This is a genomic window from Pseudomonas sp. REP124, from assembly GCF_020164475.1.
Classification (GTDB): domain Bacteria; phylum Pseudomonadota; class Gammaproteobacteria; order Pseudomonadales; family Pseudomonadaceae; genus Aquipseudomonas.
Genome location: NZ_JAIQWX010000034.1, coordinates 1 through 25,709, shown reverse-complemented (window position 1 = coordinate 25,709; position 25,709 = coordinate 1). Strand labels below are relative to the sequence as shown.

24 protein-coding genes are annotated in these 25,709 nt (G+C 60.9%); 11 read left to right on the top strand and 13 right to left on the bottom strand.

Annotated features, from left to right (window positions below; genetic code table 11):
- The first annotated feature begins 23 nt into the window (after positions 1–23).
- Both K9857_RS11185 and K9857_RS11180 read left to right on the top strand, forming a co-directional pair.
- Positions 24–734, top strand: coding sequence for a FadR/GntR family transcriptional regulator (locus K9857_RS11185; protein WP_224535751.1), 711 nt, complete (start codon positions 24–26; stop codon positions 732–734).
- Positions 735–758: 24 nt separating this feature from the next.
- Positions 759–1,436: a GntR family transcriptional regulator gene (locus tag K9857_RS11180; RefSeq protein ID WP_224535749.1), complete on the top strand. Its 678-nt coding sequence runs from the start codon at positions 759–761 to the stop codon at positions 1,434–1,436.
- 143 nt (positions 1,437–1,579) lie between these two features.
- On the opposite strand, the gene K9857_RS11175 is transcribed toward K9857_RS11180, so the two are convergent.
- Both K9857_RS11175 and K9857_RS11170 read right to left on the bottom strand, forming a co-directional pair.
- Positions 1,580–1,777: a YbdD/YjiX family protein gene (locus tag K9857_RS11175; protein WP_224535747.1), complete on the bottom strand. Its 198-nt coding sequence runs from the start codon at positions 1,775–1,777 to the stop codon at positions 1,580–1,582.
- Between the two features lie 15 nt (positions 1,778–1,792).
- A complete protein-coding gene (locus K9857_RS11170) occupies positions 1,793–3,850 on the bottom strand; it encodes a carbon starvation CstA family protein (protein WP_224535745.1) in 2,058 nt (685 codons plus the stop codon).
- Between the two features lie 488 nt (positions 3,851–4,338).
- Here K9857_RS11170 and K9857_RS11165 point away from each other — a divergent pair, with 488 nt between their 5' ends.
- Complete coding sequence (locus K9857_RS11165; protein ID WP_224535743.1) at positions 4,339–5,706, top strand: cache domain-containing protein; 1,368 nt, start codon at positions 4,339–4,341, stop codon at positions 5,704–5,706.
- Positions 5,707–5,730: 24 nt separating this feature from the next.
- On the top strand, positions 5,731–6,363 hold the full coding sequence (locus tag K9857_RS11160; RefSeq protein ID WP_224535741.1) for a response regulator: 633 nt from the start codon (positions 5,731–5,733) through the stop codon (positions 6,361–6,363).
- Positions 6,364–6,707: 344 nt separating this feature from the next.
- Here the strand turns inward: K9857_RS11160 and K9857_RS11155 are convergent, their stop codons facing one another.
- The 7 genes from K9857_RS11155 to K9857_RS11125 form a co-directional block, all read right to left on the bottom strand.
- On the bottom strand, positions 6,708–8,054 hold the full coding sequence (locus tag K9857_RS11155) for a glutamine synthetase family protein (RefSeq protein ID WP_224535739.1): 1,347 nt from the start codon (positions 8,052–8,054) through the stop codon (positions 6,708–6,710).
- A gap of 22 nt (positions 8,055–8,076) precedes the next feature.
- Positions 8,077–8,631, bottom strand: coding sequence for a helix-turn-helix domain-containing protein (locus tag K9857_RS11150; protein WP_224535737.1), 555 nt, complete (start codon positions 8,629–8,631; stop codon positions 8,077–8,079).
- A gap of 25 nt (positions 8,632–8,656) precedes the next feature.
- On the bottom strand, positions 8,657–9,946 hold the full coding sequence (locus K9857_RS11145; RefSeq protein WP_224535735.1) for an NAD(P)/FAD-dependent oxidoreductase: 1,290 nt from the start codon (positions 9,944–9,946) through the stop codon (positions 8,657–8,659).
- Between the two features lie 374 nt (positions 9,947–10,320).
- On the bottom strand, positions 10,321–10,869 hold the full coding sequence (locus tag K9857_RS11140; protein ID WP_175380457.1) for a cupin domain-containing protein: 549 nt from the start codon (positions 10,867–10,869) through the stop codon (positions 10,321–10,323).
- Positions 10,870–11,283: 414 nt separating this feature from the next.
- A complete protein-coding gene (locus K9857_RS11135; protein ID WP_224535733.1) occupies positions 11,284–12,582 on the bottom strand; it encodes an NAD(P)/FAD-dependent oxidoreductase in 1,299 nt (432 codons plus the stop codon).
- Between the two features lie 52 nt (positions 12,583–12,634).
- Positions 12,635–14,125: an aldehyde dehydrogenase gene (locus K9857_RS11130; protein WP_224535730.1), complete on the bottom strand. Its 1,491-nt coding sequence runs from the start codon at positions 14,123–14,125 to the stop codon at positions 12,635–12,637.
- 169 nt (positions 14,126–14,294) lie between these two features.
- A complete protein-coding gene (locus K9857_RS11125; protein ID WP_224535728.1) occupies positions 14,295–15,671 on the bottom strand; it encodes a glutamine synthetase family protein in 1,377 nt (458 codons plus the stop codon).
- A 283-nt stretch (positions 15,672–15,954) separates the two neighbouring features.
- Here K9857_RS11125 and K9857_RS11120 point away from each other — a divergent pair, with 283 nt between their 5' ends.
- The 5 genes from K9857_RS11120 to K9857_RS11100 all read left to right on the top strand — a co-directional run bounded on the left by K9857_RS11120 (position 15,955) and on the right by K9857_RS11100 (position 21,263).
- Positions 15,955–16,716 carry a gamma-glutamyl-gamma-aminobutyrate hydrolase family protein gene (locus tag K9857_RS11120; RefSeq protein WP_224535726.1) on the top strand — a complete coding sequence of 254 codons (762 nt, stop codon included), beginning with the start codon at positions 15,955–15,957 and terminating at the stop codon, positions 16,714–16,716.
- Between the two features lie 343 nt (positions 16,717–17,059).
- A complete protein-coding gene (gene potA, locus K9857_RS11115; protein ID WP_224535724.1) occupies positions 17,060–18,202 on the top strand; it encodes a polyamine ABC transporter ATP-binding protein in 1,143 nt (380 codons plus the stop codon).
- A gap of 29 nt (positions 18,203–18,231) precedes the next feature.
- A complete protein-coding gene (locus K9857_RS11110; protein ID WP_224535793.1) occupies positions 18,232–19,113 on the top strand; it encodes an ABC transporter permease subunit in 882 nt (293 codons plus the stop codon).
- Positions 19,110–19,994, top strand: coding sequence for an ABC transporter permease subunit (locus tag K9857_RS11105; protein WP_224535723.1), 885 nt, complete (start codon positions 19,110–19,112; stop codon positions 19,992–19,994). Before K9857_RS11110 ends, K9857_RS11105 begins: the two co-directional genes overlap by 4 nt.
- Positions 19,995–20,165: 171 nt before the next feature.
- Positions 20,166–21,263: a polyamine ABC transporter substrate-binding protein gene (locus K9857_RS11100; protein WP_224535720.1), complete on the top strand. Its 1,098-nt coding sequence runs from the start codon at positions 20,166–20,168 to the stop codon at positions 21,261–21,263.
- A gap of 234 nt (positions 21,264–21,497) precedes the next feature.
- Here K9857_RS11100 and thpR read toward each other — a convergent pair whose 3' ends face one another.
- The gene (gene thpR / locus K9857_RS11095; RefSeq protein ID WP_224535718.1) at positions 21,498–22,037 is read right to left on the bottom strand and encodes an RNA 2',3'-cyclic phosphodiesterase; all 540 of its coding nucleotides are present in this window, start codon (positions 22,035–22,037) and stop codon (positions 21,498–21,500) included.
- 120 nt (positions 22,038–22,157) lie between these two features.
- Here thpR and K9857_RS11090 point away from each other — a divergent pair, with 120 nt between their 5' ends.
- Complete coding sequence (locus tag K9857_RS11090; RefSeq protein ID WP_224535716.1) at positions 22,158–22,349, top strand: hypothetical protein; 192 nt, start codon at positions 22,158–22,160, stop codon at positions 22,347–22,349.
- A gap of 16 nt (positions 22,350–22,365) precedes the next feature.
- On the opposite strand, the gene K9857_RS11085 is transcribed toward K9857_RS11090, so the two are convergent.
- Together K9857_RS11085 and K9857_RS11080 are read right to left on the bottom strand one after the other, a co-directional pair.
- Positions 22,366–22,719, bottom strand: coding sequence for a DUF1428 domain-containing protein (locus K9857_RS11085; protein WP_224535714.1), 354 nt, complete (start codon positions 22,717–22,719; stop codon positions 22,366–22,368).
- 16 nt (positions 22,720–22,735) lie between these two features.
- Entirely contained in the window at positions 22,736–23,800 is a 1,065-nt protein-coding gene (locus tag K9857_RS11080) for a hypothetical protein (RefSeq protein ID WP_224535712.1), read from the bottom strand.
- A 552-nt stretch (positions 23,801–24,352) separates the two neighbouring features.
- On the opposite strand from K9857_RS11080, the gene K9857_RS11075 reads away from it, so the two are divergent.
- Positions 24,353–24,616 (top strand): hypothetical protein, encoded by a 264-nt coding sequence (locus tag K9857_RS11075; protein WP_224535710.1) that lies wholly within the window; start codon positions 24,353–24,355, stop codon positions 24,614–24,616.
- Positions 24,617–24,697: 81 nt separating this feature from the next.
- Here the strand turns inward: K9857_RS11075 and K9857_RS11070 are convergent, their stop codons facing one another.
- Complete coding sequence (locus K9857_RS11070; protein WP_224535708.1) at positions 24,698–25,588, bottom strand: LysR family transcriptional regulator; 891 nt, start codon at positions 25,586–25,588, stop codon at positions 24,698–24,700.
- Between the last annotated feature and the right edge of the window lie 121 nt (positions 25,589–25,709).

The window sequence follows — 25,709 nt, the reverse complement described above, 5'->3', positions numbered from 1 at the left end:
ACTTTTATCGCTTGGAGCGAACAGTGATTACCTCCTCAACCGTCGTCAATTCAGTGGTAGAGAAACTTCGGGCCGCACTGGCCCGTGGTCAGTGGCGCTCCGGCGATATGTTGCCGGGCCAGCGCGAACTGGCCGAACAGCTGGGCATCAGTCGCCCCAGTCTGCGCGAAGCAGTGACCGTGCTGGAAACCCTCGGGCTGGTGCGCTCGATGCCGGGCAAAGGCGTTGTGGTACTGGATGCCAGTGCGATGGACCTCGACGACTCGCGCCAGGACAGCGCGGTGGCCGGGGCGAGTCTGGAGGACGTGCTGCAACTGCGCTACACCCTCGAACCTTTCATTGTCGGGCTGGTTGCGCAGTCGATCAGCAGCAAGGAAGTCGGGCAACTGCGCCTGACGTTGATGGACATGCGCGAAGCCCTGGAGGCCAACGACAGCGAAGCCGGTGTCAACGCCTACATCGCCTTCCACGAAGAGCTGTTCACCCTGACCTCGAATCCGATTTTCCAGAGCGTGGTGCAACAGACCAGCAACGCCCTCAAGCAAAGCGCCGAAGTGCTGCGCAATTCGCCTGAACACCTGGCCGAGCGCCTGGAAGAAAACGAAGCCGTGGTCCGTGCGATCCGCAGCAAGAACAGCGCCCAGGCCAGTGCCGAAATGCGCAAGCACATCCTTCGCGAAGGCCAGCGCATGGGCATCGAACTGAACATTCCGGAAGACAACCTCAGCGTTTGATTCCTTCTACTCTGGAGACAGGCCATGAACAGCTTCGCTTCACCGCAAACTTTTGTTGACCTGCCCTTGCACCTGGCGGCGGACGATCTCTATGCGCAGGTGTTCGACGCCATTCTCGACCTGCGTCTTCTGCCCGGCAGCCGGTTCACCGAGGACAGCCTGGGTCAGATGTTCGGCGTGCGCCGCAGTGAAATCCGCAGTGTCCTGACGCGCCTGTCCCATCAGCACATCATCATCCTTCGCGCCAACCACCGCCCTCGCGTGGCGGTACTTGACGCAGAGCAGACCCGGCAGGCGCTGCATGCGCGGCGATTGACCGAGACCACGTTGCTGCGACTGGTGTGTCAGCAGCCGGTGTCGCGGGACTTGAGTAGTCTGCGCGCGATCATCGAGGGCGAACGCCTCTGCACCGAGCGCGGTCAAGCCCTTCGTCTGTCGGGGGAGTTTCATCTGGAGTTGGCGGCGTTGGCGGGGAATGCACCGTTGGCGCATTTTCTCGACAGTCTGGTGCCGCTGATGTCATTGGCGATTGCGCAGTTCGAGGCGCGGATCGATGGGTATTGCGACTGGCGGGCGCATGAAGGGATTTTGGATGCGGTTGAAGGCGGGGATGCGGTGAGCGCGGTTTGCCTGCTCAACCGGCATCTGGATCATCTTGAGGGGTTGTTGCTTAGCCCACGCCAACAGCGCATGGCCTGCTGACAATCGAAACCCGAAACTGTAGGAGCGAGCATGCTCGCGATGGACTCAAGGACACCGCGGGGTATCAGGTTCCCAGCGTTATCGTTGACGACCATCGCGAGCGTGCTCGCTCCTACAGGAGAGCACGTCGCGATGTAGTCAGGTCAGCAGCACTTCGGCCCGGCCTTGCCGCCGTAACGGGCTTCCTGGCGCTCCCGGAAGAACGCCTCGTAGTCCATCACCGGCAGGTCGGGATGCTTGTTCTGCATGTGCTCGACGTAGTTGTCGTAGTCGGGCATCCCCACCATCAGGCGCGCGGCCTGACCGAGGTATTTTCCGAGGCGACTCAGGTCATTGAACATGCGGCAGATCCTCGATCAAGCTTCCGGCAGTGCCTGGTAGGGCGCTTCTTTATCCGTACGTTCCTTGCTGCCCCAGGCGGCGACGCCGACCTTGAGCGCGAAGAACAGGATGCTGAAGACCACGAACAGGAACAGCGCTGTCAGCGTGGCGTTGGTGTAGGCGTTATAGATCACGTGCTGCATCTGGTCGATGTTCTTGGCCGGGGCCAGCACCTGACCGTTGGCCAGCGCATCGCTGTATTTCTTCGCCAGGGACAGGAAGCCAATCGCCGGGTTGGCGTCGAACAGCTTGATGAAGCCTGCGGTGGTAGTGCAGATCAGCAGCCATACCGCTGGCAGCAGGGTCACCCACACGTATTTCTGGCGCTTCATTTTGATCAGCACCACGGTGCTGAGCATCAGCGCGATACCGGCCAGCATCTGGTTGGAGATGCCGAACAGCGGCCACAGGGTGTTGATGCCACCCAGCGGATCGATCACGCCTTGGTACAGCAGATAACCCCACATCGCCACGCAACCGGCAGTCGCGATCAGGTTGGCGGTCCAGGATTCGGTACGCTTGAGCGCCGGTACGAAGGAGCCCAGCAGATCCTGCAGCATGAAACGACCGGCACGTGTACCGGCGTCGACCGCGGTCAGGATGAACAGCGCTTCGAACAGGATCGCGAAGTGGTACCAGAACGCCATGGTGTTCTCGCCCGGCAGCACGTGGTGCAGGATCTGCGCGATACCGACCGCCAGGGTCGGCGCACCACCGGCACGGGCCAGAATGGTGGTTTCGCCGATATCGCGAGCCACGGCCTCAAGGGCGTCCGGGGTAATGGTGAAACCCCAACTGCTGACTGTTTGCGCAACAGTAATAGCGTCGGCACCGACCACGGCAGCCGGGCTGTTCATGGCGAAGTACACGCCCGGATCGATCACCGAAGCGGCGACCATGGCCATGATTGCCACGAAGGATTCCATCAGCATGCCGCCGTAACCGATGTAGCGGGCATGGCCTTCGCTGGCCAGCAGCTTCGGCGTGGTGCCGGAGGCGATCAGCGCGTGGAAACCGGACACCGCGCCACAGGCGATGGTGATGAACAGGAACGGGAACAGACCGCCCTTCCATACCGGACCAGTGCCGTCGATGAACTGGGTCAGGGCCGGCATTTTCAGCTCTGGCATGGTCACCAGAATGCCGATGGCCAGGGCGACGATGGTGCCGATTTTCAGGAAGGTCGACAGGTAGTCACGTGGCGCGAGGATCAGCCACACCGGCAGAACCGCGGCGACGAACCCGTAGCCGATCAGCATCCAGGTGATCTGTACGCCGGTGAAGGTGAAAGCCTTGGCCCAGACCGGGTCAGCGGCAATCTGCCCGCCCAGCCAGATCGAGCCCAGCAGCAACAGCACGCCGATGATGGAAATCTCACCGATGCGGCCCGGACGGATGTAGCGCATGTAAATGCCCATGAACATCGCGATCGGGATGGTCGCCATCACGGTGAACATGCCCCACGGGCTGTCGGCCAAGGCTTTCACCACGATCAGCGCCAGCACCGCGAGGATGATGATCATGATCAGGAAGCAGCCGAACAGCGCGATGGTGCCGGGGATACGGCCCATTTCTTCACGGACCATGTCGCCCAGGGAGCGGCCGTTGCGGCGGGTGGAGAGGAACAGGACCATGAAGTCCTGAACGGCGCCGGCCAGCACCACGCCGGCAATCAGCCACAGCGTGCCGGGCAGGTAACCCATCTGCGCTGCCAGGACCGGACCGACCAATGGGCCTGCGCCGGCGATTGCCGCGAAGTGGTGACCGAAGAGGACGTGTTTGTTGGTCGGCACGAAGTCCAGACCATCGTTGTTGAGCACGGCAGGCGTGGCTCGATTGGGGTCCAGCTGCATCACTTTGTTGGCGATGAACAGGCTGTAGTAACGATAGGCAACGAGGTAGATGGCGACTGCTGCGACTACGATCCAGAGGGCGTTGATCGCTTCGCCGCGGCGCAGGGCCACGACACTCAGCGCAATCGCTCCCAGGACAGCCACGGCAAACCAGGCGAGGTGTTTAGCCAGACGGGGCATATTGGTCTCCTGCCGACGGCCAGTGGCCACGGCGGTAATTTTTATAATTGTGTCCGCTTTGCGGAGCTGGCCAAATATCCGCCCATGGCGTCCACAAATAAATCCGCGTTACTACGTACGTGGTGTCTACGTAGTTCTACGTAGATGAGCCCGTATTGAACTGTGGGAGCGAGCCTGCTCGCGATGGCGTCCTGTCAGACGACATCCATGTCGAATGCCTTGCCCTCATCGCGAGCAGGCTCGCTCCCACAGGTTTGGACTGTGTATTCCACAGGGAACCAGCCACCGGTCATTCCGCCCGGCAGCGCTACTCGACAGGCGTATCTTTGGCCTATGATGCCGCCCCCCAGAACATTGAACCTGTAGGAGCGAGCATGCTCGCGATGAACGCAAGGGCACCGCGGGGCCTCAGGTATCCCGCGTTATCGTTGACGTCCATCGCGAGCATGCTCGCTCCTACAGAAAGCAAGCCCGAGGCGAGAGTAGATATGCAGCTCAAACACAAGATCGTCGCCCTCGGCATCCTCCCGCTGGTCCTGGCCATCGCCGTCATCTGCGCCCTGGTGATTTCCCTCAACCGGCAGCTCGGCGATCAGCAGGCGCAGTTGATCGAAGACAGCATCCTGGCGAGCAAGCGTGCGGAGTTGAAAAACTACGTAGAGATGGCGCAAAGCCTGATCGAGCCGCTGTACGACGACGGCCACGGAGACGCCGAAGCACAGAGAAAGGTGCTGGAAGAACTGCGCAAACTCAGCTTCGGCATCAACGGCTACTTCTTCGTCTACGACCACGAGGGGCGCAGCCTGATGCACGCCCGCCAGTCCGAGTTGGTGGGCCAATACCTGTGGGACATGAAAGACCCCCACGGCCTGCCCGTGATTCAGGCGCTGCTCAAAAGCGCGCAGTCGGGCGAAGGCTTTCAGCGTTATGCCTGGAACAAGCCCTCCTCCGGCCAGGTCACCGACAAGCTCGCCTACGTGGTGATGCTCGATCGCTGGGGCTGGATGCTCGGCACCGGGATCTATCTGGAAGACGTCGAACGCGCCACCCAGCAGGCCCGCGCCGAAGTGGCCATGGGCATTCGCAAGACCATGATGGCGATTGCCGTGGTGGCGCTGGTGGCGGTGCTGTTCGTGTTCGGCACCGGCATGACTTTGAACGTCAGCGAACACCGGCTGGCGGACAAGAAGCTGCAGCGCCTCACCCAGCGCATCGTCAGCCTGCAGGAGGAAGAGCGCTCGCGGGTGTCCCGTGAGCTGCACGACGGTATCAGCCAGGTGCTGGTCTCGATCAAGTTTCAGTTCGAACTGGCCAGTCATTTGCTGGAGAGTGGACGGGCGCAGGACAAGGGTTTGAACACGCTGAAAGATGCCACCGAACGCCTCGGCGAAGCCATCGGCGAGGTCCGCACCTTGTCCCATGACCTGCGCTCATCCCTGCTCGACACCCTCGGCCTGCAAGCCGCCATCGGCCAGTTGGCCGCGGAATTCGAGCAACGCAGCGGGCTGACGGTGAGCTACACCGACAATGAATTCGAATGCCAACTGGTCGATGGCGCGGCGGTCTCGCTGTTTCGCATCGTGCAGGAAGGCCTGACCAACATCGAACGACACGCCCGGGCGAAAAACGTGTCGATTACCCTGCGAGGCTGCGAGGACAATGTGCGCCTGACCGTGGTCGATGATGGCGTTGGCTTCAACGTCGCCCAGGTCGAACGTCGTCAGGCCGGCATCGGCCTGCGTAATATTCGCGAACGCGTCGAACACTTCGGTGGCCGCTTCGATCTGGTGTCCGTACCGGGCCGAAGCGAGCTGGATGTGCTGCTGCCGATGAAGCCGGCCGGCCATCGCGTCTGAACCCATAACAAGAGCGAACCCTGAATGAACCTGCCCTCCCCGATCCGCGTTGCGTTGGTCGACGATCACTCCCTGGTCCGTGACGGAATCAAGGCACTGCTGTCCGTGATGGCGCCGCTGGAAGTGGTGGGCGAAGCGGAAAACGGTGCCGAGGCGATCGAGATGGTCGGGCGCTGCCAGCCGGACCTGCTGCTGGTGGACATCAGCCTGGGCGACATGAACGGCCTGGAACTGACCCGCATGCTGCGCAGCCAGTACCCGTCGCTCAAGGTGCTGGTGCTGAGCATGTACGACAACTATGAATACGTCAGCGAATCGGTGCGCTCCGGCGCCAGCGGCTATGTGCTGAAGAATGCGCCGTCACGGGAAATCATCGCCGCCATCGAAGCGATCACCAGCGGCGGCACTTTCTATAGTGCTGACATCGCCCAACGCCTGATCGCCGACAAGAGCACCGACAACGAACTGACACCCCGCGAAAGCCAAGTGCTGCGCAAAATGGCCCAGGGCCTGAACAACAAGGAAATGGCCCGGGAACTGGACATCAGCGTACGCACGGTGGAAACCCATCGCTTGAGCATTCGGCGCAAGTTGAACATCGACAAGCCGGCGGCGTTGGTCAAGTACGCGATTGATCACGGAATTATCTCCCGCTAACCCCGCATCTCCTGTAGGAGCGAGCATGCTCGCGATGGTCTTCAACGATAACGCTGGGTGCCTGACTTCCCGCGGTGTCTGGGCCTGCATCGCGAGCATGCTCGCTCCTACAGTTAAAAGCGGGTCAAATCACCGGCAAAAAAAATCCCGGGCAGCTGATGGACGCCCGGGACTTAAAAATGCATAAACCGTGGTGGTGAACGCGGGGCGAATATTACGGAATATTTCGCCCTGTAACAAGATATTTTAATTAACCGCTCAGTTACTAACTTCGCTAAGCCCTTATATATCCAGATATTTTTTAGGGTTAACGTCGAATCCTCTTTAACTATGCCTTGGCGTAATTAAAGGAACCAACGATATTCCCGCGCACTGATTTCATTCATGAACGCCAGATGATCCTGACGCTTGTTCTCGCAATACACATCGACAAACTCCGCCCCCAGACCTTCACGCACCGGCCCGTGGTTCTGCATGGAACGCACGGCCTCAAGCATTTCCAGCGGGAAATCCACGCCACTGTTGCGATCGTCATTGAGCGGTGCAATCGGCTCGCGCTTCTGTTCCAACCCTTGCTCCAGACCGATCAGAATCGCCGCCAGCACCAGATACGGGTTGGCATCGGCGCCGGCCAGGCGATGTTCGATGCGCAGGTTTTTCGCGTCCGACTCCGGTACCCGCAGGCACGCGTCGCGGTCTTCGAAGCCCCAACTGGCGCGGGAAGCGACGTTCACCGTGGCGCTCAGGCGACGGGTGGCGTTGTGGTTCGGCGCGAAGATCGGCATGCAATGCGGCAACACGTCCAGGCAACCGGCCACCGCATGGCGCAGGGCCTTTTGCCCGTCGGCCGCCAGCAGGTTGTTGCCCGCTTTGTCGTAAAGGCTCACATGCACATGCATGCCGCTGCCGGGGTGCTGCAGGTACGGCTTGGCCATGAAGCTGGCGCGATAGTTGTGCTTGAGCGCCACGCCGCGGGTGCTGCGGCAGAACAAGGCGGCCCAGTCGGCGGCGCGCAGTCCGTCGTCGAGGTGACCGAAGTTGATTTCGAACTGACCGGGGCCCAGTTCGGCGGTGATTACCGTGGCGTCGATGCCCTGGGCTCTTGCGGTCTCGACCATTTCATCGAGCACCGGGGCGAAGCGGGTCAGGCGCTCGATGTGCATGTTCGGCTGATCGTCTGGGTCGCCGGTCAACGGGTCACGGGCAAACTGCGGCAGGCCATCGCGCAGGTGGCTGTCGAACAGATAGAACTCCAGCTCGAACGCCACCACCGGGAAAATGCCCTTGCGCGCCAGCCGCGCCAGCACCTGAGCCAGCACTTCACGGGGTTCGAATTCGATGGGTTTTTCCGTGCCGTCGGAGGTGATCAGCATCTGCCCCAGCGGCTGCTGTTCCCAGCTCACCAGCTTCAAGGTGCCCGGCACCAGGCGCCGTTGCGCGTCCGGGTCGCCGTCGTTGAAGCAGTAATCGCCGATCTTGAACAGCCCGCCCTGGGTGCCGAGCAACACGCAGTTCTGCGGCAACTTCAGCGCGCTGCCGGCGGCGACTTTTTCGAGCATTTCGATCGGGTAACGCTTGCCGTAGAAATGCCCTGGAATGTCCAGAGAGATCAGGTCGACGAAGCGCACGTCGGGGTAGCGCTGGCGGAACTCACGTACCTCGGCCAACAATTGAGTGCAGACAGCATCCATCATCTTGTTCCTTGTTGTTTTATCAGGTGTAGACCCAAAGTACGCGCGTGAGCTGATCGCCAAGGTTGCCGTAGCGGCAATGGGCATGGCTGGCCAGCTGGAAACTGTCGCCGGCGTGCAGGGTCACCGGCTCGTCGTCATCGAGCCACAGGGTCAGTTCGCCTTCGAGCACGTAACCGCCCTGCTCCGAGCTGTCCTTCATGTGCCGCTCGCCACTGCTGGCGCCGGGTTCCAGCTGACTTTCGAGCATGGAAAAGGACGCGCGCATCTTCGGCGAGACCAGGATGTCGGTGATGCCGTCGGCGTAGTACAGCGTGCGGCGCTCGTCCGGCCGGGTCACCCAGGGCAACGCCATGGGTTTGGGTAGGCTGTAGAAATAAGTGGTGGGCACGCCGAGGGTTTCGCTGATGGCGGTCAGATCCGCCACCGTCGGCCGCGACAGCCCGCGCTCGACCTGGGACAGGAAACCCACGGAGCGGCCGATTTTGTCCGCCAGATCCTTGAGCGTGTATTTTTTGTGTTTGCGCAGGTCCTGGATCAGGATCGCCAGCGCCGAAATCTCTTCTTGCATGTCCATCAATTGGCTTCCAGAAAGTGCCGAATCAAATGCTGTCGCGCAGCCGGTACCAGGCTTTGCCGATGGCCTCCAAAGGCGCGGCCATGTATTTGCCGCCGGGGAAGCTGCCGTTGGTCAGACCCTGATACAACGCCAGCTCATGCGCGTTACCGAGTATCGCATCGGACACCGCCCGCGCCCCGGCCAGGGTCGGCAGCACGCCATGTCCGGAATAGCCCTGCAACCAGTACAGATCACCGCGTCGGCCGATATCCGGCGTGCGCTTCAAGGTCAGGTCGATGTGACCGCCCCAGGAAAACTCAAGCTCCACGCCTTTCAGTTGCGGGAACACCCGCTCCAGGCATGGCCGGGTGGCAGCGGCGATGTCCTTGGGCATCCCGCCCAGATAAGTGCAGCCACCGCCGAACAGCAGGCGGTTGTCGGGAGTGCGGCGGAAATAGTCGAGCACGAACTGGTTGTCGGTGACGCACACATCGCTCGGCAGCAGCGCCGTCGCCTGAGCCTCCGACAGCGGCGCCGTGGCCACCTGATAGGTGCCGACGGGCAATACGCAACTCGACAGTTGCGGATCAAGTCGGTCCAGATAGGCATTGCAGGCCAACACCAGCACGTCCGCGCGAATGCTGCCGCGCTCGGTGGTCACCCGATAGCCATCGCCATCCTCGCTGTAGCTGAGCGCCTTGCTCTGCTCATGGATCACCCCACCCGCCCGCTCGATGGCGGCAGCCAGGCCCAGCGCCAGCTTCAAGGGATTGAGGTGCCCGCCTTCGGGGTCGAACAGACCGGCTTGATAACGGTTGCTGGCCACCCACTCCGGCAGCTGGCTGCGCTCAATGAACTGCAAGCCATCGTGACCCCATTTGTGGCTGGCCTCGTGCTGCCATTCGGTCAGCAGACTGACCCGCCGTGGCATCACCGAGGTCCAGAGGTGACCGGGCCGGTAATCGCAATCGAAACCATGGCGCGACGGCAGTTCACGCAACTCCTGCGCGGCCCAACGCATGCCGTCCCATAACCGCCGCGCACGCTCGTAACCGAGTGCCGCCTCCAACGGCGGCATGTCACAGGACCACCCCAGAATCGCCTGGCCGCCATTGCGCCCCGACGCCGCCCAGGCCACCCGGCTGGCTTCCAGCACCGTCACACGCTTGCCGGCCAAGGCCAGGCGCAGCGCGGTGTGCAAGCCGCTGAAACCGGCGCCGATGATCAGCACTTCGGTGGTCTGTTCACCCTTCAAGGCCGGCCGATTGACCAGGCGATCACTGCAGGAATGGGCGTAATAGCTCGCGACATGTTGCGGGGATTGCTGAAACATTACCGGCTCCATGAAATTTTATAGTTTTAATTTCATGAAAAAATACACGATGATTTTCACGCAGGCAATCAGCGCGTGACGAAGCACCCGGTTTTAGCGTGTCGCCCGGGTATTCATCGCGAGCAGGCTCGCTCCCACAGTTGAACCGCGTACATCCGCAAAATAAGGGTCGACTTTAAGGGCGCCTTCGCGAGCAGGCTCGCTCCCACAATTGAACCGCGTAAATCCGCAAAATAAGGGTCGACTTTGAGGGCGCCTTCGCGAGCAAGCCCGCTCCCACAGTAGTGCGGTGTACATCTGAGAAATCAGGCCGCCATCGCAGGCAAGCCAGCTCCCACAGGTTTTGCGGGAGACCGGATTGTCGCGTCAGATCGTCAGAAGTTGGCCGGGGTGTTGGCGCTGATGATTTCGGCCTCGTCCGCACCGATGTTGCGGAAGCTGTGGGGCAAGGTGGTCGGGAAGTAGTAGCCGTCACCGGCGCCCAGGATGCTGACCTGGCCGTCCACGGTGAGCTCAACCGTACCTCGCGTGACCAACCCGCACTCCTCGCCTTCGGCGTGCACGATCGGCTCTTCGCCGGAGCTGGCGCCGGGGGCGTATTGCTCGCGCAGCAGGCGCATCTGGCGGCTCGGCACGGATGCGCCGATCAACAGCAGACGCAGGCCATGGCGGCCCAGGTCCGGTTGTTCGTTGGCGCGGAAGACGTATTGGTGTTCACGCGGAGGCTGATCGAAGGTGAAGAAGTCCGCCAGAGACATGGGGATGCCTTCGAGCAGTTTTTTCAGGGAACTGACCGAAGGGCTGACGCGGTTCTGCTCGATCAGCGAGATGGTGGCATTGGTGACGCCGCTACGGCGGGCCAGCTCGCGCTGGGACAGTTTGTAGCTTTCGCGTACTAATTTGAGTCGTGAGCCCGTATCCATGACAGCCTTATGTGCCGACCTGCAGGAATTTGGTTGCTTGCGATTTTGGTCTGACCTTCAACATTGATGTTGGCTGATCCGACGCTATCGCGAGCAAGCTCGGCTCCTGCAGGGTTGATGGAGGGGTGGATGCAGGCGCGGATCACGCCGTGTTCCTGTCCCGGAAACGTGAAAGGCGGCTATTAAATCACGTTTGTTGATGTTGCAAAGCAGGTTCGATGGACGGCGGAAAAAAACACCTGCCCACCTTCACTTCTTACGGCCTGTAGGAGCGAGGCTTGCCCGCGAAGACGGTGTATCGGGCGACATTGATGGCGACTGGATGGGCCCGTTCGCGGGCAAGCCTCGCTCCTACAGAAATCTGGGGCAAAAAACCGGTGGCATCCACAGGGATAACCACCGGCGAGGTAACGCTTAAATCCCGAACCGATCACGCAACGCGTAGTACGCCGCGCCCATGGCGGTGAGCGGGGCCTGGAAGGTGCGGCCGCCCAACATCGGCATGTGTGGCAGGGAGGCGAAGGCGTTGAAGCGTTCGGCGTCGCCACGGATCATTTCGGAGATCAGCTTGCCGGCCAAGTGCGAGCAGGTGACGCCGTGGCCGCTGTAGCCCTGCATGTAGTAGGCGTTCTTCTCGATACGGCCGAATTGCGGCATGCGCGACATGGTCAGCAGGAAGTTGCCGGTCCAGCGGTAGTCGATCTTCACGTCTTTCAGTTGCGGGAAGGTCTTGAGGATTTTCGGGCGGATCAGTTGCTCGATATCGTCCGGCTCGCGAGCGCCGTAGACCACGCCACCGCCGTACAGCAGGCGGTTGTCGGCAGTCAGGCGGAAGTAGTCGAGCAGGTAGTTGCAGTCTTCGACGCAGTAGTTGTTTTTGATCAGGCTGCGCGCAACCTTCTCCGACAACGGCTCGGTGACGACGATCTGCGAACCGCACGGCATGCTCTTGGCGGTGACGCGGTTGTCCAAACCCTGCGGCAGGTAGGCGTTACCGGCGATCAGCAGGTACTTGGCGCGCACCACACCCTTGGCGGTACGCACGACGTTCGGTTCGCCGTAGGTGATTTCCACCGCCGCCGATTGCTCGAAGATCTGCCCACCCAGGCCGATGATCGCCGAGGCCTCGCCCAGCGCCAGGTTCAGCGGATGAATGTGCCCGCCTTGCATGTCCAGCAGGCCGCCGACGTAGTTGTCGCAACCCACTTCACCCTTGATGTCGGCCTCGCCGAGCAAAGTCAGGTTCTTGTTGCCGTAGCGTTCCCAGGTTTTCTTCTGTTCAGCCAGGCCTTTGAGTTGCTTCTTGTTCAGCGCGGCGAAGATGCCGCCCGGACGGTAATCACACTGGATGTCGTAGTGCTGTATGCGCTGACGGATGATGTCGGCGCCTTCGAAAATCATGCTGCCCAGCACCTCGGCGGTCTTGTCGCCATAACGCTCTTCGATCACGTCGACGTCACGGCTGTAGGAGTTGACCAGTTGACCGCCGTTGCGACCGCTGGCGCCGAAGCCGACTTTCGCCGCTTCCAGCACGGTGACCTTGTAGCCGGCTTCGGCCAGGAACAGTGCCGAGGACAGACCGGTGTAGCCGGCGCCGATCACGCAGACGTCGCAGTCCACCGCTTGCTCCAGCACCGGGAAATCGCCGATGAAGTTGCGGGTGGCGGCGTAGTAGCTGTCTACGTGCTTTTGAGTAGCAGAATTGTGTTTCATAGGTTTCTCCGATGGCCGCCAGCACAACCGGCGGCCGCCGCATTTATTGTTATTAGAGCTTGATCCAGGTCGCTTTGAGTTCGGTGTACTTGTCGAACGCATGCAGCGATTTGTCCCGACCGTTGCCCGACTGCTTGAACCCGCCGAATGGCGCGGTCATGTCGCCGCCGTCGTACTGGTTGACCCACACGCTGCCGGCACGCAGGCCACGGGCGAAGTTGTGGGCCTTGCTCAGGTTGCTGGTCCACACGCCGGCGGCCAGGCCGAAGATGCTGTCATTGGCGATTTGCAGGGCCTCTTCAGCGGTGTCGAAGGTGATCAGCGACAGTACCGGGCCGAAGATCTCTTCCTGGGCGATGGTCATGGCGTTGGTCACGCCGTCGAAAATCGCCGGTTCCACGTACAGGCCACCGGTGCTTTCCAGCGTGCGTTGACCGCCGGCGATCAGCTCGGCGCCCTGCTGGCGACCGATGTCGATGTAGCGCAGCACGTTGTCCAGCTGACGCTGATCGACCACGGCGCCGACGGTGGTTTCAGGATCCAGGGCGTGCCCCGGTTTCCAGGCCTTCAAGGCTTCCACCAGCAGCGGGATGAATTGATCACGGATCGAACGCTCCACCAGCAGGCGCGAACCCGCGGTGCAGACTTCGCCCTGGTTGAAGGCGATGCCGCTGGCCGCCGCCTGGGCCGCCACACGCAGGTCCGGTGCATCGGCGAACACCACGTGCGGGCTCTTGCCGCCGGCTTCGAGCCAGACGCGTTTCATGTTGCTTTGCCCGGCGTAGATCATCAGTTGCTTGGCGATCGCGGTGGAGCCGGTGAAGGCCAGCACGTCGACGTCCATGTGCAGCGCCAGCGCCTTGCCCACGGTGTGGCCGAAGCCCGGCAGCACGTTGAACACGCCCTTTGGAATCCCTGCTTCCAGTGCCAGCTGGGCGATGCGAATCGCGGTCAGCGGCGACTTTTCCGAAGGCTTGAGGATGAACGAGTTGCCTGCCGCCAGTGCAGGCGCGAATTTCCAGCTGGCCATGATCAGCGGGAAGTTCCACGGCACGATGGCCGCGACCACGCCGGCCGGTTCACGGGTGACCAGGCCCAGTTGATCGTGAGGCGTGGCGGCGACTTCGTCGTAGATCTTGTCGATGGCTTCGGCGGTCCAGCGGATCGCGTTGGCGGTCGCCGGGATATCGACGTTCATCGAGTCGCTGATCGGCTTGCCCATGTCCAGGGTTTCCAGCAACGCGAGTTCTTCGCGGTGGGCCAGGATCAGGTCGGCGAAACGGATCAGAGTGCGCTTGCGCTCGGCCGGGGCGAGATTGCGCCATACGCCGGATTCGAAGGTACGGCGAGCCACCGCCACCGCGGCGTTGGCATCGGCTTCGTCGGTACTGGCGACGTTGGCCAGGAAACGTCCGTCCACGGGGCTGACGCATTCAAACGTGGCACCGCTTTGGGCCGCGCAATATTGACCGTCGATGAAGGCACGGCTTTCGATGGTGAGGGACTGGAAGCGTTGTTCCCAGTCGCTGCGGGTCATGGTCATGAGAGTGACTCACACAGAGAAATGGTTGTTTGCCAGTTAAGGCCTGGAATGCAGTCCCCTGTGGGAGCGGGCTTGCCCGCGATGGCGGTGGGTCAGCTACAAAAATGCTGGCTGACAGGGCCTCATCGCGGGCAAGCCCGCTCCCACAGGGTTTGCGGCGTTTGACGAATCAAACGGTATGCAAGTACCAGTTGTACTCAAGGTCGGAGATGGAGTTTTCGAACTCGGCCAGTTCGCTTTCCTTGCACGCCACGAACACGTCGATGTACATCGGGTCGATGTACTTGGCCATGACTTCGTCGTCATCCAGTACACGCAGGGCATCGCGCAGGTTGTTCGGCAGGCTTTGCTCGTTCTGCTCGTAGCTGTTGCCTTCCACCGGAGCGCCCGGCTCGATCTTGTTGGTCAGGCCGTGATGCACGCCCGCCAGTACCGAAGCCATCAGCAGGTACGGGTTGGCGTCGGCGCCAGCTACACGGTGCTCGATACGCACGGCGTCAGGCGAACCGGTCGGTACGCGGACCGCCACGGTGCGGTTGTCGATGCCCCAGCTCGGCGAGTTCGGCACGTAGAACTGTGCGCCGAAACGACGGTAGGAGTTGACGTTCGGGCAGAGGAAAGCCATCTGCGCCGGCAGGGTCTCCAGCACACCGCCGATCGCGTGACGCAGCGCGGCGTTCTGCTCGGGATCCTCGCTGGCGAAGATGTTGTTGCCTTCTTTATCCAGAATCGAAATGTGCACGTGCAGACCGTTGCCCGCCTGGCCTGGGTACGGCTTGGCCATGAAGGTGGTGTCCATCTCGTGGTCGTAGGCGATGTTCTTCACCAGACGCTTGAGCAGGACCGCGTAGTCGCAGGCCTTTATAGGATCGGCCACGTGATGCAGGTTGACTTCGAACTGCGCCGGGGCGCTTTCCTTGACAATGGCGTCAGCCGGGATGCCCTGCTCTTTCGCGCCTTCGAGGATGTCCTGCAGGCAGTCGACGTATTCGTCCAGATCGTCGATCAGGTACACCTGAGTGGACATCGGGCGTTTGCCGGACACCGGCGAACGTGGGGACTGAGGACGACCGTTCACGTTGTCCTGGTCGATCAGATAGAACTCGAGCTCGAACGCGGCGCAGATGGTCAGGCCCAAGTCGTCGAACTTGCGCACCACATTGGCCAGCACTTCGCGAGGGTCGGCGAAGAACGGTTGGCCTTCGATTTCATGCATGGTCATCAGCAGTTGCGCGGTCGGGCGCTTCTGCCATGGCTCGATGCTCAGGGTGCCGGGGATCGGGTAGCAGATCCGGTCGGCGTCGCCGATGTCCAGGCCCAGCCCGGTGCTTTCCACGGTGGAGCCATTGATGTCCAGCGCGAACAGCGACGCCGGCAGGTTGATGCCTTTCTCGTAGACCTTATGAAGACTGGTGCGCTCGATGCGCTTGCCGCGCACCACACCGTTCATATCCGCAATCAGAAGGTCGACGTACAAAACCTCAGGATGTTTCTTAAGGAATGCGTTTGCTTCGTTGAGTTGAACGGCACGCAGAGGGACCGACATGATGCACCTATTTTTTACTGTTAATTATTATGTTCACCGCCCTTTCACGCAGCCAGTCAATCCGAAAGGCAAAGTGAAGTCAATAGCGAACACCTGGCCTTTGAACCTTTATTTTTGGGGCTCCCAGAAGCACGAGAGTGCCAGATCAGTCGCCAAACGCGCGTAAATGCTGAAGATCGGACGTGCGGCGTTTAGAATTTTTTACATGACAGTTGTTAATTAAAATCAACGAGGCTAAGCTCCAGAAAAGCTCGTTCAAGTGTCAAACTTCGAGGTGATAAAAATGGCATTCAAGCCATTGATCGGCGTTACTGCGTGCGTCAAACAAATTGGCCTGCACCCCTACCATGTCAGCGGCGACAAATACCTGCGTGCTGTCAGCGTTGCGGCGCTGGGGCTGCCCGTCGTCATTCCTTCCCTGGCGGAACTGACCGAAATCGAGGATCTGCTACCGCAGCTCGACGGTCTGTTGCTCACCGGTTCGCCGTCGAATGTGGAGCCCTTCCACTATCAAGGCCCGGACAGTGCCCCCGGCACCGAACACGATCCCCAGCGGGATCGCACCACCCTTCCCCTGATCCGCGCGGCCGTCGCCGCTGGCGTGCCGGTGCTCGGCATCTGCCGTGGCTTTCAGGAGATGAACGTGGCGTTCGGTGGCAGCCTGCATCAGAAGGTGCATGAACTGCCCGGCTTTCTCGATCACCGTGAAGCCAACCATCCGGACCTGGCGGTGCAATACGCCCCGGCCCACGCGGTCACCGTGCAAGCGGGCGGCGTGTTCCAGGCGCTGGATCTGCCGGCCGAATTCCAGGTCAACTCGATTCACAGCCAGGGCATCGACCGGCTCGCTCCGGGCCTGCGCTCAGAGGCTGTCGCGCCCGATGGCCTGATCGAGGCGATCTCGGTGGAGAACAGCAAGGCCTTCGCCCTCGGCGTGCAATGGCACCCGGAATGGCAGGTGCTGGACAACCCGCCTTACCTGCGCATTTTCCAGGCGTTCGGTGAAGCGTGCCGGCAACGGGCGGCATTGCGTAACCCGCGCTGACGTAACAACCGGATAACCCCATTTTCTGCCCCCGCGAGTCGGCGGGCGCGTTTGCGCGCGCCTGCACCTTGCGAAAACAACAACCTGCAATAACAACAAGCACTACCAGGCAGCCAGGACGGCGGCGCCGAATAAACCCGAGTGGGATGGATCAATCGCAATCCCCTGTAGGAGCGAAGCTTGCTCGCGAAGGTGTGTCAGTCGACACCCCGTTTGCTGACAGTCCTTCGCGAGCAAGCTTCGCTCCTACAGAGGATGGCGCCGACCACAAGGCTCGGGTTTGCAATCAACTATTAAGCCAGGCCGTGTTGGCCCGGCGACTGAAATTTGTTGGGAGTTTCAAATGGCAAACGCCTCCAGCACTTACAGGAAGGCCCTTGAAGGTCACCAGGCACCGAAAAAGGTCCTGGTGAAAGTCGATCGAGTCACCAAGAAATTCGACGAAACCACCGCCGTGGACGATGTGTCCCTGGAAATCCATCAAGGCGAAATCTTTGCCCTGCTCGGTGGCTCCGGTTCCGGTAAATCGACGCTGCTGCGCATGCTCGCCGGCTTCGAACGTCCGACCGAAGGCCGGATTCTGCTCGACGGCGTGGACATCACCGACATGCCGCCCTACGAGCGGCCGATCAACATGATGTTCCAGTCCTATGCCCTGTTCCCGCACATGACCGTGGCCCAGAACATCGCCTTCGGCCTCAAGCAGGACCGTTTGCCCGCTGCTGAAATCGACGCACGCGTCCAGGAGATGCTGCGTCTGGTGCACATGACCCAATACGCCAAGCGCAAGCCACATCAACTGTCCGGTGGCCAGCGTCAGCGCGTGGCCCTGGCCCGCTCCCTGGCCAAGCGTCCGAAGCTGCTGCTGCTCGACGAACCGATGGGCGCGCTGGATAAAAAGCTGCGTTCGCAAATGCAGCTTGAACTGGTGGAGATCATTGAACGCGTCGGCGTGACCTGTGTGATGGTGACTCACGACCAGGAAGAAGCCATGACCATGGCTCAACGCATCGCCATCATGCACCTGGGCTGGATCGCGCAAATCGGCAGTCCGGTGGATATTTACGAGGCACCGGTCAGCCGCATGGTCTGCGAGTTCATCGGCAACGTGAACGCCTTCGAAGGCACCGTGGTGGAAGACCTGGAAGGCCACGCGATCATTCACAGCCCGGACCTGGATCAGAAGATCTACGTCGGCCACGGCGTCAGCACTTCGGTGGAAGACAAGTCGATCACCTACGCCATTCGCCCGGAAAAACTGCTGGTCAGCACCACCAAGCCAGACTGCCGATACAACTGGTCCAGCGGCAAGGTGCATGACATCGCCTACTTGGGCGGACACTCGGTGTTCTACGTCGAACTGCCTGGCGGCAAAGTCGTGCAGTCGTTCATGGCCAACGCCGAACGCCGTGGCGCGCGTCCGACCTGGGACGATCAGGTCTACGTGTGGTGGGAAGACGATAGCGGCGTGGTACTGCGCGCATGAAAACCCTCAATCAACAATTCATGCGCTTTGTGCCGAGCGGCCGCAAGGTCGTGATCGGCATTCCATTCCTGTGGCTGTTCCTGTTCTTCATGCTGCCGTTCTTTCTGGTGATGAAGATCAGCTTCTCTGAAGCAGCCCTGGCCATTCCGCCCTACTCGGAGATCTACTCCTACGCCGAGCAGAAACTCAACCTGCTGCTCAACATCGGCAACTACACGATGCTGGGTGAGGACGAGCTGTACCTGTCCGCCTACCTGGGTTCGTTGAAGGTCGCGTTCTTCAGCACTTTGATGTGCCTGGTGATCGGTTTCCCGATGGCCTACGCCATTACCAAGGCCAGCAAGGAAGCACAGAACGTGCTGATGCTGCTGATCATGATGCCGACCTGGACCGCGATCCTGATCCGCGTATATGCGTGGATGGGCATCCTCAGCAACAACGGTCTGCTCAACGGCTTCCTGATGTGGATCGGCCTGACTGACCACCCGATCGAGATCCTCAACACCAACACAGCCGTGTACATCGGTGTGGTTTACGCCTACCTGCCGTTCATGATCCTGCCGCTCTACGCCAACCTGGTGAAGCATGATCAGAGCTTGCTGGAAGCCGCGTCGGACCTGGGCTCGAGCACCTTCAACAGCTTCTGGAAAATCACTGTGCCGCTGGCCAAGAACGGCATCATCGCCGGTTGCATGCTGGTGTTCATTCCGGTGGTGGGCGAGTTCGTGATCCCTGAGCTGCTCGGTGGTCCGGAGACGCTGATGATCGGTCGCGTGCTGTGGCAGGAGTTCTTCAACAACCGCGACTGGCCGGTGGCGTCCGCCCTGGCGGTGGTGATGCTGTTGATCCTGATTGTGCCGATCCTGCTGTTCAACCGCAGTCAGGCTAAAGAGATGGAGGCACGGGGATGAAACGTAACGGCTTTTCAAAAATGATGTTGGTGCTCGGCCTGTCGTTCATCTACCTGCCGATGCTGATTCTGGTGATCTACTCGTTCAACGCCTCCAAGCTTGTGACGGTGTGGGGTGGCTGGTCGTTCAAGTGGTACGCCGGTCTGCTCGACAACACACAACTGATGGGCTCGGTGGGGCGCTCGCTGGAGATCGCCTGCTACACCGCGATTGCCGCCGTGGCGCTGGGTACCTTGGCCGCGTTCGTGCTGACCCGGGTGACGCGCTTCAAGGGTCGCACGCTGTTCGGTGGCCTGGTCACCGCGCCGCTAGTGATGCCTGAGGTGATCACCGGTCTGTCGCTGTTGCTGCTGTTCGTGGCCATGGCGCAGATGATCGGCTGGCCGATGGAACGCGGCATCGTGACCATCTGGATCGCCCACACCACCTTTTGTGCCGCTTATGTGGCAGTAGTAGTCTCCGCCCGCCTTCGCGAACTGGACCTGTCCATCGAAGAAGCGGCCATGGACCTGGGTGCCAAGCCGTTCAAGGTGTTCTTCCTGATCACCATCCCGATGATCGCGCCATCGCTGGCGGCGGGCGGCATGATGTCCTTCGCCCTGTCGCTGGATGACCTGGTATTGGCCAGCTTCGTGTCCGGTCCCGGCTCCACCACCCTGCCGATGGAAGTGTTCTCGGCGGTGCGTCTGGGTGTGAAACCCGAGATCAACGCCGTGGCGAGCCTGATTCTGCTGGCGGTATCGATCGTGACCTTCATGGTCTGGTACTTCAGCCGTCGTGCTGAAGCGAGCCGCAAGCGGGCGATCCAGGAAGCGATGGATCAGACGGCGAATGAGTCTTGGCAGCAGCCGAAAAAACAAATAGCCGGCGCCACCGCCTGACACCACCCCACTGTAGGAGCGAGCTTGCTCGCGATGGACGTTAACGATGACGCTGGCAGCCTGATGCCCAGCGGTGCATCGGCTACCATCGCGAGCAAGCTCGCTCCTACAGGAGAGCGGCCACAAATGTTTGTCATGTGATTTGAATAAAAAAGAAATGGAGTTGTACCGATGAAAATGCTTGGCAGGACTCTGCTGACACTGTCCTTATTGGGCGCCATGGCAACCGGCGTCCAGGCCAATGACAAGGTACTGCGCGTCTACAACTGGTCGGATTACATTGCCCCGGACACCGTCAAGAAGTTCGAAGACGAGACCGGGATCCAGGTGACCTACGATGTGTTCGACAGTAATGAAACGTTAGAGGCTCGCCTGCTGGCGGGTAAATCCGGCTACGACCTCGTCGTGCCGTCCAACAGTTTCTTGGCCAAGCAGGTCAAGGCCGGGGTCTATCAGACACTGGACAAATCGAAGCTGCCGAACTGGAAGAATCTCAACCCGGTGCTGCTGAAAAACGCCTCCGCCAGCGACCCGGACAACGCCCATGCCTTCCCGTACATGTGGGGCTCGATCGGCATCGGCTTCAACCCGGAGAAGGTCAAGGAAGTGCTCGGCGCCAACGCCCCGACCAACTCCTGGGACTTGCTATTCAAGCCGGAAAACGCTGAAAAGCTGAAAGCCTGCGGCATCAGCTTCCTCGATTCGCCGACCGAAATGATCCCGGCCGCCCTGCACTACCTGGGCTACCCGGTTAACGATCAGGACAAGGCGCACATCGCCGAGGCCGAAGCGCTGTTCATGAAGATTCGTCCGTCGGTGTCGTACTTCCATTCCTCGAAGTACATCTCGGACCTGGCCAACGGCAACATTTGCGTGGCGGTGGGTTACTCCGGCGACGTGCTGCAGGCCAAGGCCCGCGCCCTGGAAGCCGGGGACAAGGTGAAGATCGACTACAGCATCCCCAAAGAAGGCGCCGGGAGCTTCTACGACATGGTCGCCATCCCCCGCGATGCCGCCAACGTCGAGAACGCCTACCTGTTCATGAATTTCCTGATGCGTCCGGACGTCATTGCCGATATCACCAACAACATCGGCTACAGCAACGCGAATGCGGCGGCTACGCCGTTGGTGGATGAAGCGATTCGCAACGATCCGGGGTCGTACCCGTCGCAGGAAGTGATGGCGACTCTGTATGCGATTCCGGATATGCCGATTGGTGTGCAGCGGGTGATGACCCGTGGGTGGACCAAAGTAAAGCTCGGTAAATAACTGACACAACACAAATCCCTGTGGGAGCGGCGGTGCGACGATTCGACTTGCTCGCGAAAGCGATGTGTCAGTCACCATCTATGTTGGATGATCCGGCCTCTTCGCGAGCAAGCCCGCTCCCACAATGGGATCAGCGTTTGAATCTTTTCCTGCGTGCAGCGCCTTACCACCGCTGCATTACTCACCTGGCTCCTCTCGGTTAAGGTGAAGTTCGGCGCCCTCGGGCGCCTTTTTTTATTGTGGGCCCAGCGGCCATTCGGCCAGCGCCCGGTAGCGGCCCTTGTGGGACTCGAACAGGGTGAAACGATCGGCGCGCAGGAAAAATTCCGGGGCCGTCGGTGATTCCGGCGCCGGTGCGCGATAGTCGCGGGCCAGGGTCAGGTGGGGGCGAAACTCCTTGGAGGTTTCCACAAGGCCAAACGGCAACAGCGCCTGTTCCAGGTCATACACCAGCCGCAACAACGCCGGCGGCGCCTGCTCCGGTGCCAAGACCAGCGCCCCTGCCCGGCGCCAGACATCCAGCCGATCCAGCACCACGGTCAAACGCTCGGCCGACGTGCGGACTGAAGCCGCCGCTTCACAGATCGCGGCGATCTGCGCGGTATCGACCGAGCCCAGAAATTTCAGGGTCAGATGAAAATTCTCCACCGGCACCGGTCGTCCGCTGCGCAGCTGCAGGGCGCTGCGCCATTGGCCGATGGCCTTGCGCTGAGCCGGCGCGCAGTCCAGGGCGAAGAACAGTCGTTTGAAGGGTTCGCGGGATTCGTCGTACATGACGGGGGCTCTCCTGAGGCTGTTGCGTGAGTATCCCGAGTGTACAACCGCCACCACCGTTTCTGGCGCCTGCCGACATGCGCGTTATAGTTGATGCACGCCAATTACCCGGAGGCTGCCATGCGACAGATCCTCAGCAAGGAACCCTGGTGGGCCGCCCCACCCGAACCCGGCCAGGACGAATTCGAACTGGAATGGGGCTGGCTGGTGCACTACAGCGAAGGCGAGCCGCGCTTCGAATTCATCCGCGAACGACCGACGGACGACGAGATTCAGCAGCGCAAGAGCTGCAGGATCACTCCGGTGGAGTGATCCTGAAAGCAATCGATCAAGCCTGCATGATCAATTCAAACCCGCCATAAATCATCCGCTGCCCATCGAACGGCATCGGGTTGACGTCGGGTTTCATGCGCGGGTCCTGCATCATTTTTTCCATGCCGGCGTTGCGGGTGGCCTTGTCCGGCCAGATGATCCAGCCGAACACCACGGTTTCGCCTTCCTGGCATTTCACCGCCATCGGGAACGAGGTGACTTTGCCTTCCGGCACGTCATCGCCCCAGCACTCGGCGATGCTCAGGGCGCCGTTTTCCTTGAAGACTTCGGCAGCGATTTTGCAATGTTTGAGGTATTGCTCGCGTTTATCGCTGGGCACCGAGGCAGAAAATGCATCGACATAAGACATGAGTGTTCTCCTTGCTTCACGGGTTGGTCTGCTGGTTAGTCGATTCGGTCGGCTGCCATTCGACAGTCCCCGCACTCAGTCCGACCGGTGGTTGGGCGGTCTTTGCCAGATTGCCTTCGATCTGCCCCGCCATATACAGGGTTCCCGCCATCACGCCCGAGTTAGGGTTCTGCAGCAGCTTGGTCCAGGCCTTGTCGAAGGTGTTGCCCATGCTGCTGCGAATCAGCGCCTCGCTATCGGGCCGGTCGCTGGCCTGGATCATCGCGCGGATGCCGGCCACGCCGACCGTGATCAAGCCCCCGGCCAGCTTGCCCGCCGCGGCCGCCACCGCACTGGCGGCGCCCCGGGGGGCCATTTCGGCTTCCATGCGCTGACTGGCACGCCTGGCCACCGGGGCCATGGCGTTTTCGGTGGAGTCGACGCCTTTTTCACCGCCGGCCTTGTGGACTTTGTCGATCAGCGCGGCATACGCCGGCAGCTTGTCGAGGGATTCGATGCGTATCACTTGATAGAGCGAAGCATCCCGCGTCGACGGCGGACCCAGGGCGATGGCCGGGACTTTCTGGATACGTCCGTTGAGTTGGGCGATAGGCACGCCATGGCGCTGGGAGATTTTCTGCAGTTCTTCCTTGAGGATGTCGACGTAGAACGCCGAAGCCAGGCTGAGAATCGCATCAGGATCGATTTCCACCGCGGCCGGCGCCAGAACCTTCTCCTGGTAAGCCTCAAGCAGGTAGGCAGCCAGGCGCTTTTCCGAAGCGTCCTGCTCGCCCTGGGCACTGAGGGTGTACCAGCTGACTTTCATCGACAGCCATTCCTGGGTCCAGTAGCTGCTGAACCAGGGGATGAAGTTTTCTTCGGTGAGCTGATAGACCCGCGTGCGCCAGTATTCCATGGCACCGCGGGCGTAGATTTTGGTCTGCTCGGTGGCCGACTGCGAGGCATCGATGATCTCGCGGTCCACCTGTTGCCAGGTGCTCGGCGCAATCATTACTTGCGGCGCTTCCACTGGCGCGCGCGGGGCCGTGGCGCATCCGGCCAATACCAGCAGCACGGCGACGATCAACGAACGCAGGTTCAAGATCGTGGCTCCTGAAAGTCAGCGCCGGACCGGCTGGCCGGCGCTTGAAAGCCCTGATTTGAGTATAGGTCGCGGTGGGTGGTGACCCCACTGCCGCCATCGCGAGCAGGCTCGCTCCCACAGGTTGTGTGTGTGGGATCACAGTTTTGTGTACACCGCCAAACCTTGTGGGAGCGGGCTTGCTCGCGAAAGCGGTGTGTCAGGCGACATAAATACTGGCTAATCCGGCCTCTTCGCGAGCAAGTCGAATCGTCGCACCGCCGCTCCCACACTGGATCTGTGGTGATCAGCCGCTCTTGTGTGGGAGCGAGCCTGCTCGCGATGAGGCCCGCAGGAATACCCCGCAAACCCGACCATCACTCCCATCGATATTCACAATCGCCACGATTGCCTTCCGCCCTGCCGCCGTCAGCGTAGGATCAATCCCAAGCCAACACGAAACCCTGAAGCGGAGGGGCCAATCATGCTGATCCATCTCTTGACCTGTATGGCCCTGACGGCCTTCACATTGAGCGTATTTGCCTGGTTCGTCCTGTCCGAGGAGCGCACGTCATGATCACTGAAGTCACCCTTGCCGTGAGCTTTCCGGTATTCGGCAACAACTATTACTCGCAGACATTCGAGTCCCGTAAGGTGTTGACCCTCGTGTTCGACGAAAAATTCGAGGACTTGCTGATTCCGGCTGCCGATCATCACTTCAGCAACGAAGTGGTCGGCCTGAACGATCAGTTTCGCTTCCTCAACGACGTGCTGGCCGAGCATTTGCTGGAAGCTGAACTCGCGGCGACCGCCCGTCGCAATCATCAACATTTTTGAGCCGACGCCCCCGTCGACCTGATCCAAGCTCCGTGTGCCTTGCTCCCCCTCATTGATCGTGACGGGGAGCTTTTTTTTGCCCTATCTACTGCACACCTCACGCAGACAGCCCCGCAACCAGCGATGCACCGGGTCGGCATCCAGCCGTGGGTGCCAGAGCATGGCCACGGTGAAATCCGGCAAAGTCAGTGGCAGGTCGAAGCTGTGCATACCGAGCCGCAGGTTGGCGGTGTGGCGTTCCGGCACAGTGGCGATCAGCTCGCTGGTGCGGGCCAGCGCCAGGGCGGTGGAGAAACCGGGGACGATGGTCGCGATCTGACGCGCCAGGCCGAGCGGCGCCAGGGCTTCATCGATCGGCCCCTTGTCCAGCCCGCGTCGCGACACGCTGATGTGACTGCCGGCCGCGTAGCGTTGGGGAGTGATTTCGCCGTCGCTGAGCGGATGACCAATACGCACCACGCCGATGAATCGATCGCGAAACAACCCCTGGGTGCGCAGTTCCGGACTGGCGGTCTTGCCGACCACGCCGGTTTCCAGATCCACCGTGCCGTCACGCAGTGAGGCGCTGTCCTTGTCGGGTTTGTGCATGAAGCGCAGGCGCACGCCCGGCGCCTGGTCGACGATGCGGGCGATCAGCGCGGCGCCGAAGTTTTCGACGAAACCTTCGCTGGTGCGCAGGGTGAATGTGCGTTCCAGCTGCTGCAGGTCCGGTTGCTCGGCCGGGCGCAGCACCGCTTCGGTGTCCTGCACCAGCTGGCTGACCCGTTCACGCAATTCCAGCGCCCGCGGCGTCGGCACCAACCCGCGCCCTGCCCTGACCAGCAACGGATCGCCGGTGGTCTCGCGCAAGCGGGCCAGAGCACGGCTCATTGCCGAGGGGCTCAGGTGCAGGCGTTTGGCGGCGGCTGCGACACTGCCTTCGGTGAGCAGGACGTCGAGAGTGATGAGCAGGTTGAAGTCGGGTGATTGCATGAAAAGAACCTTTGAGTTCTACAGTACACATCTGTGGCTACACAAAATCTTTTACTGATACAAAACCTGTGGCTCACACAGAACTGTGACTCACACAGAACCTGTGGCGAGGGGGCTTGCC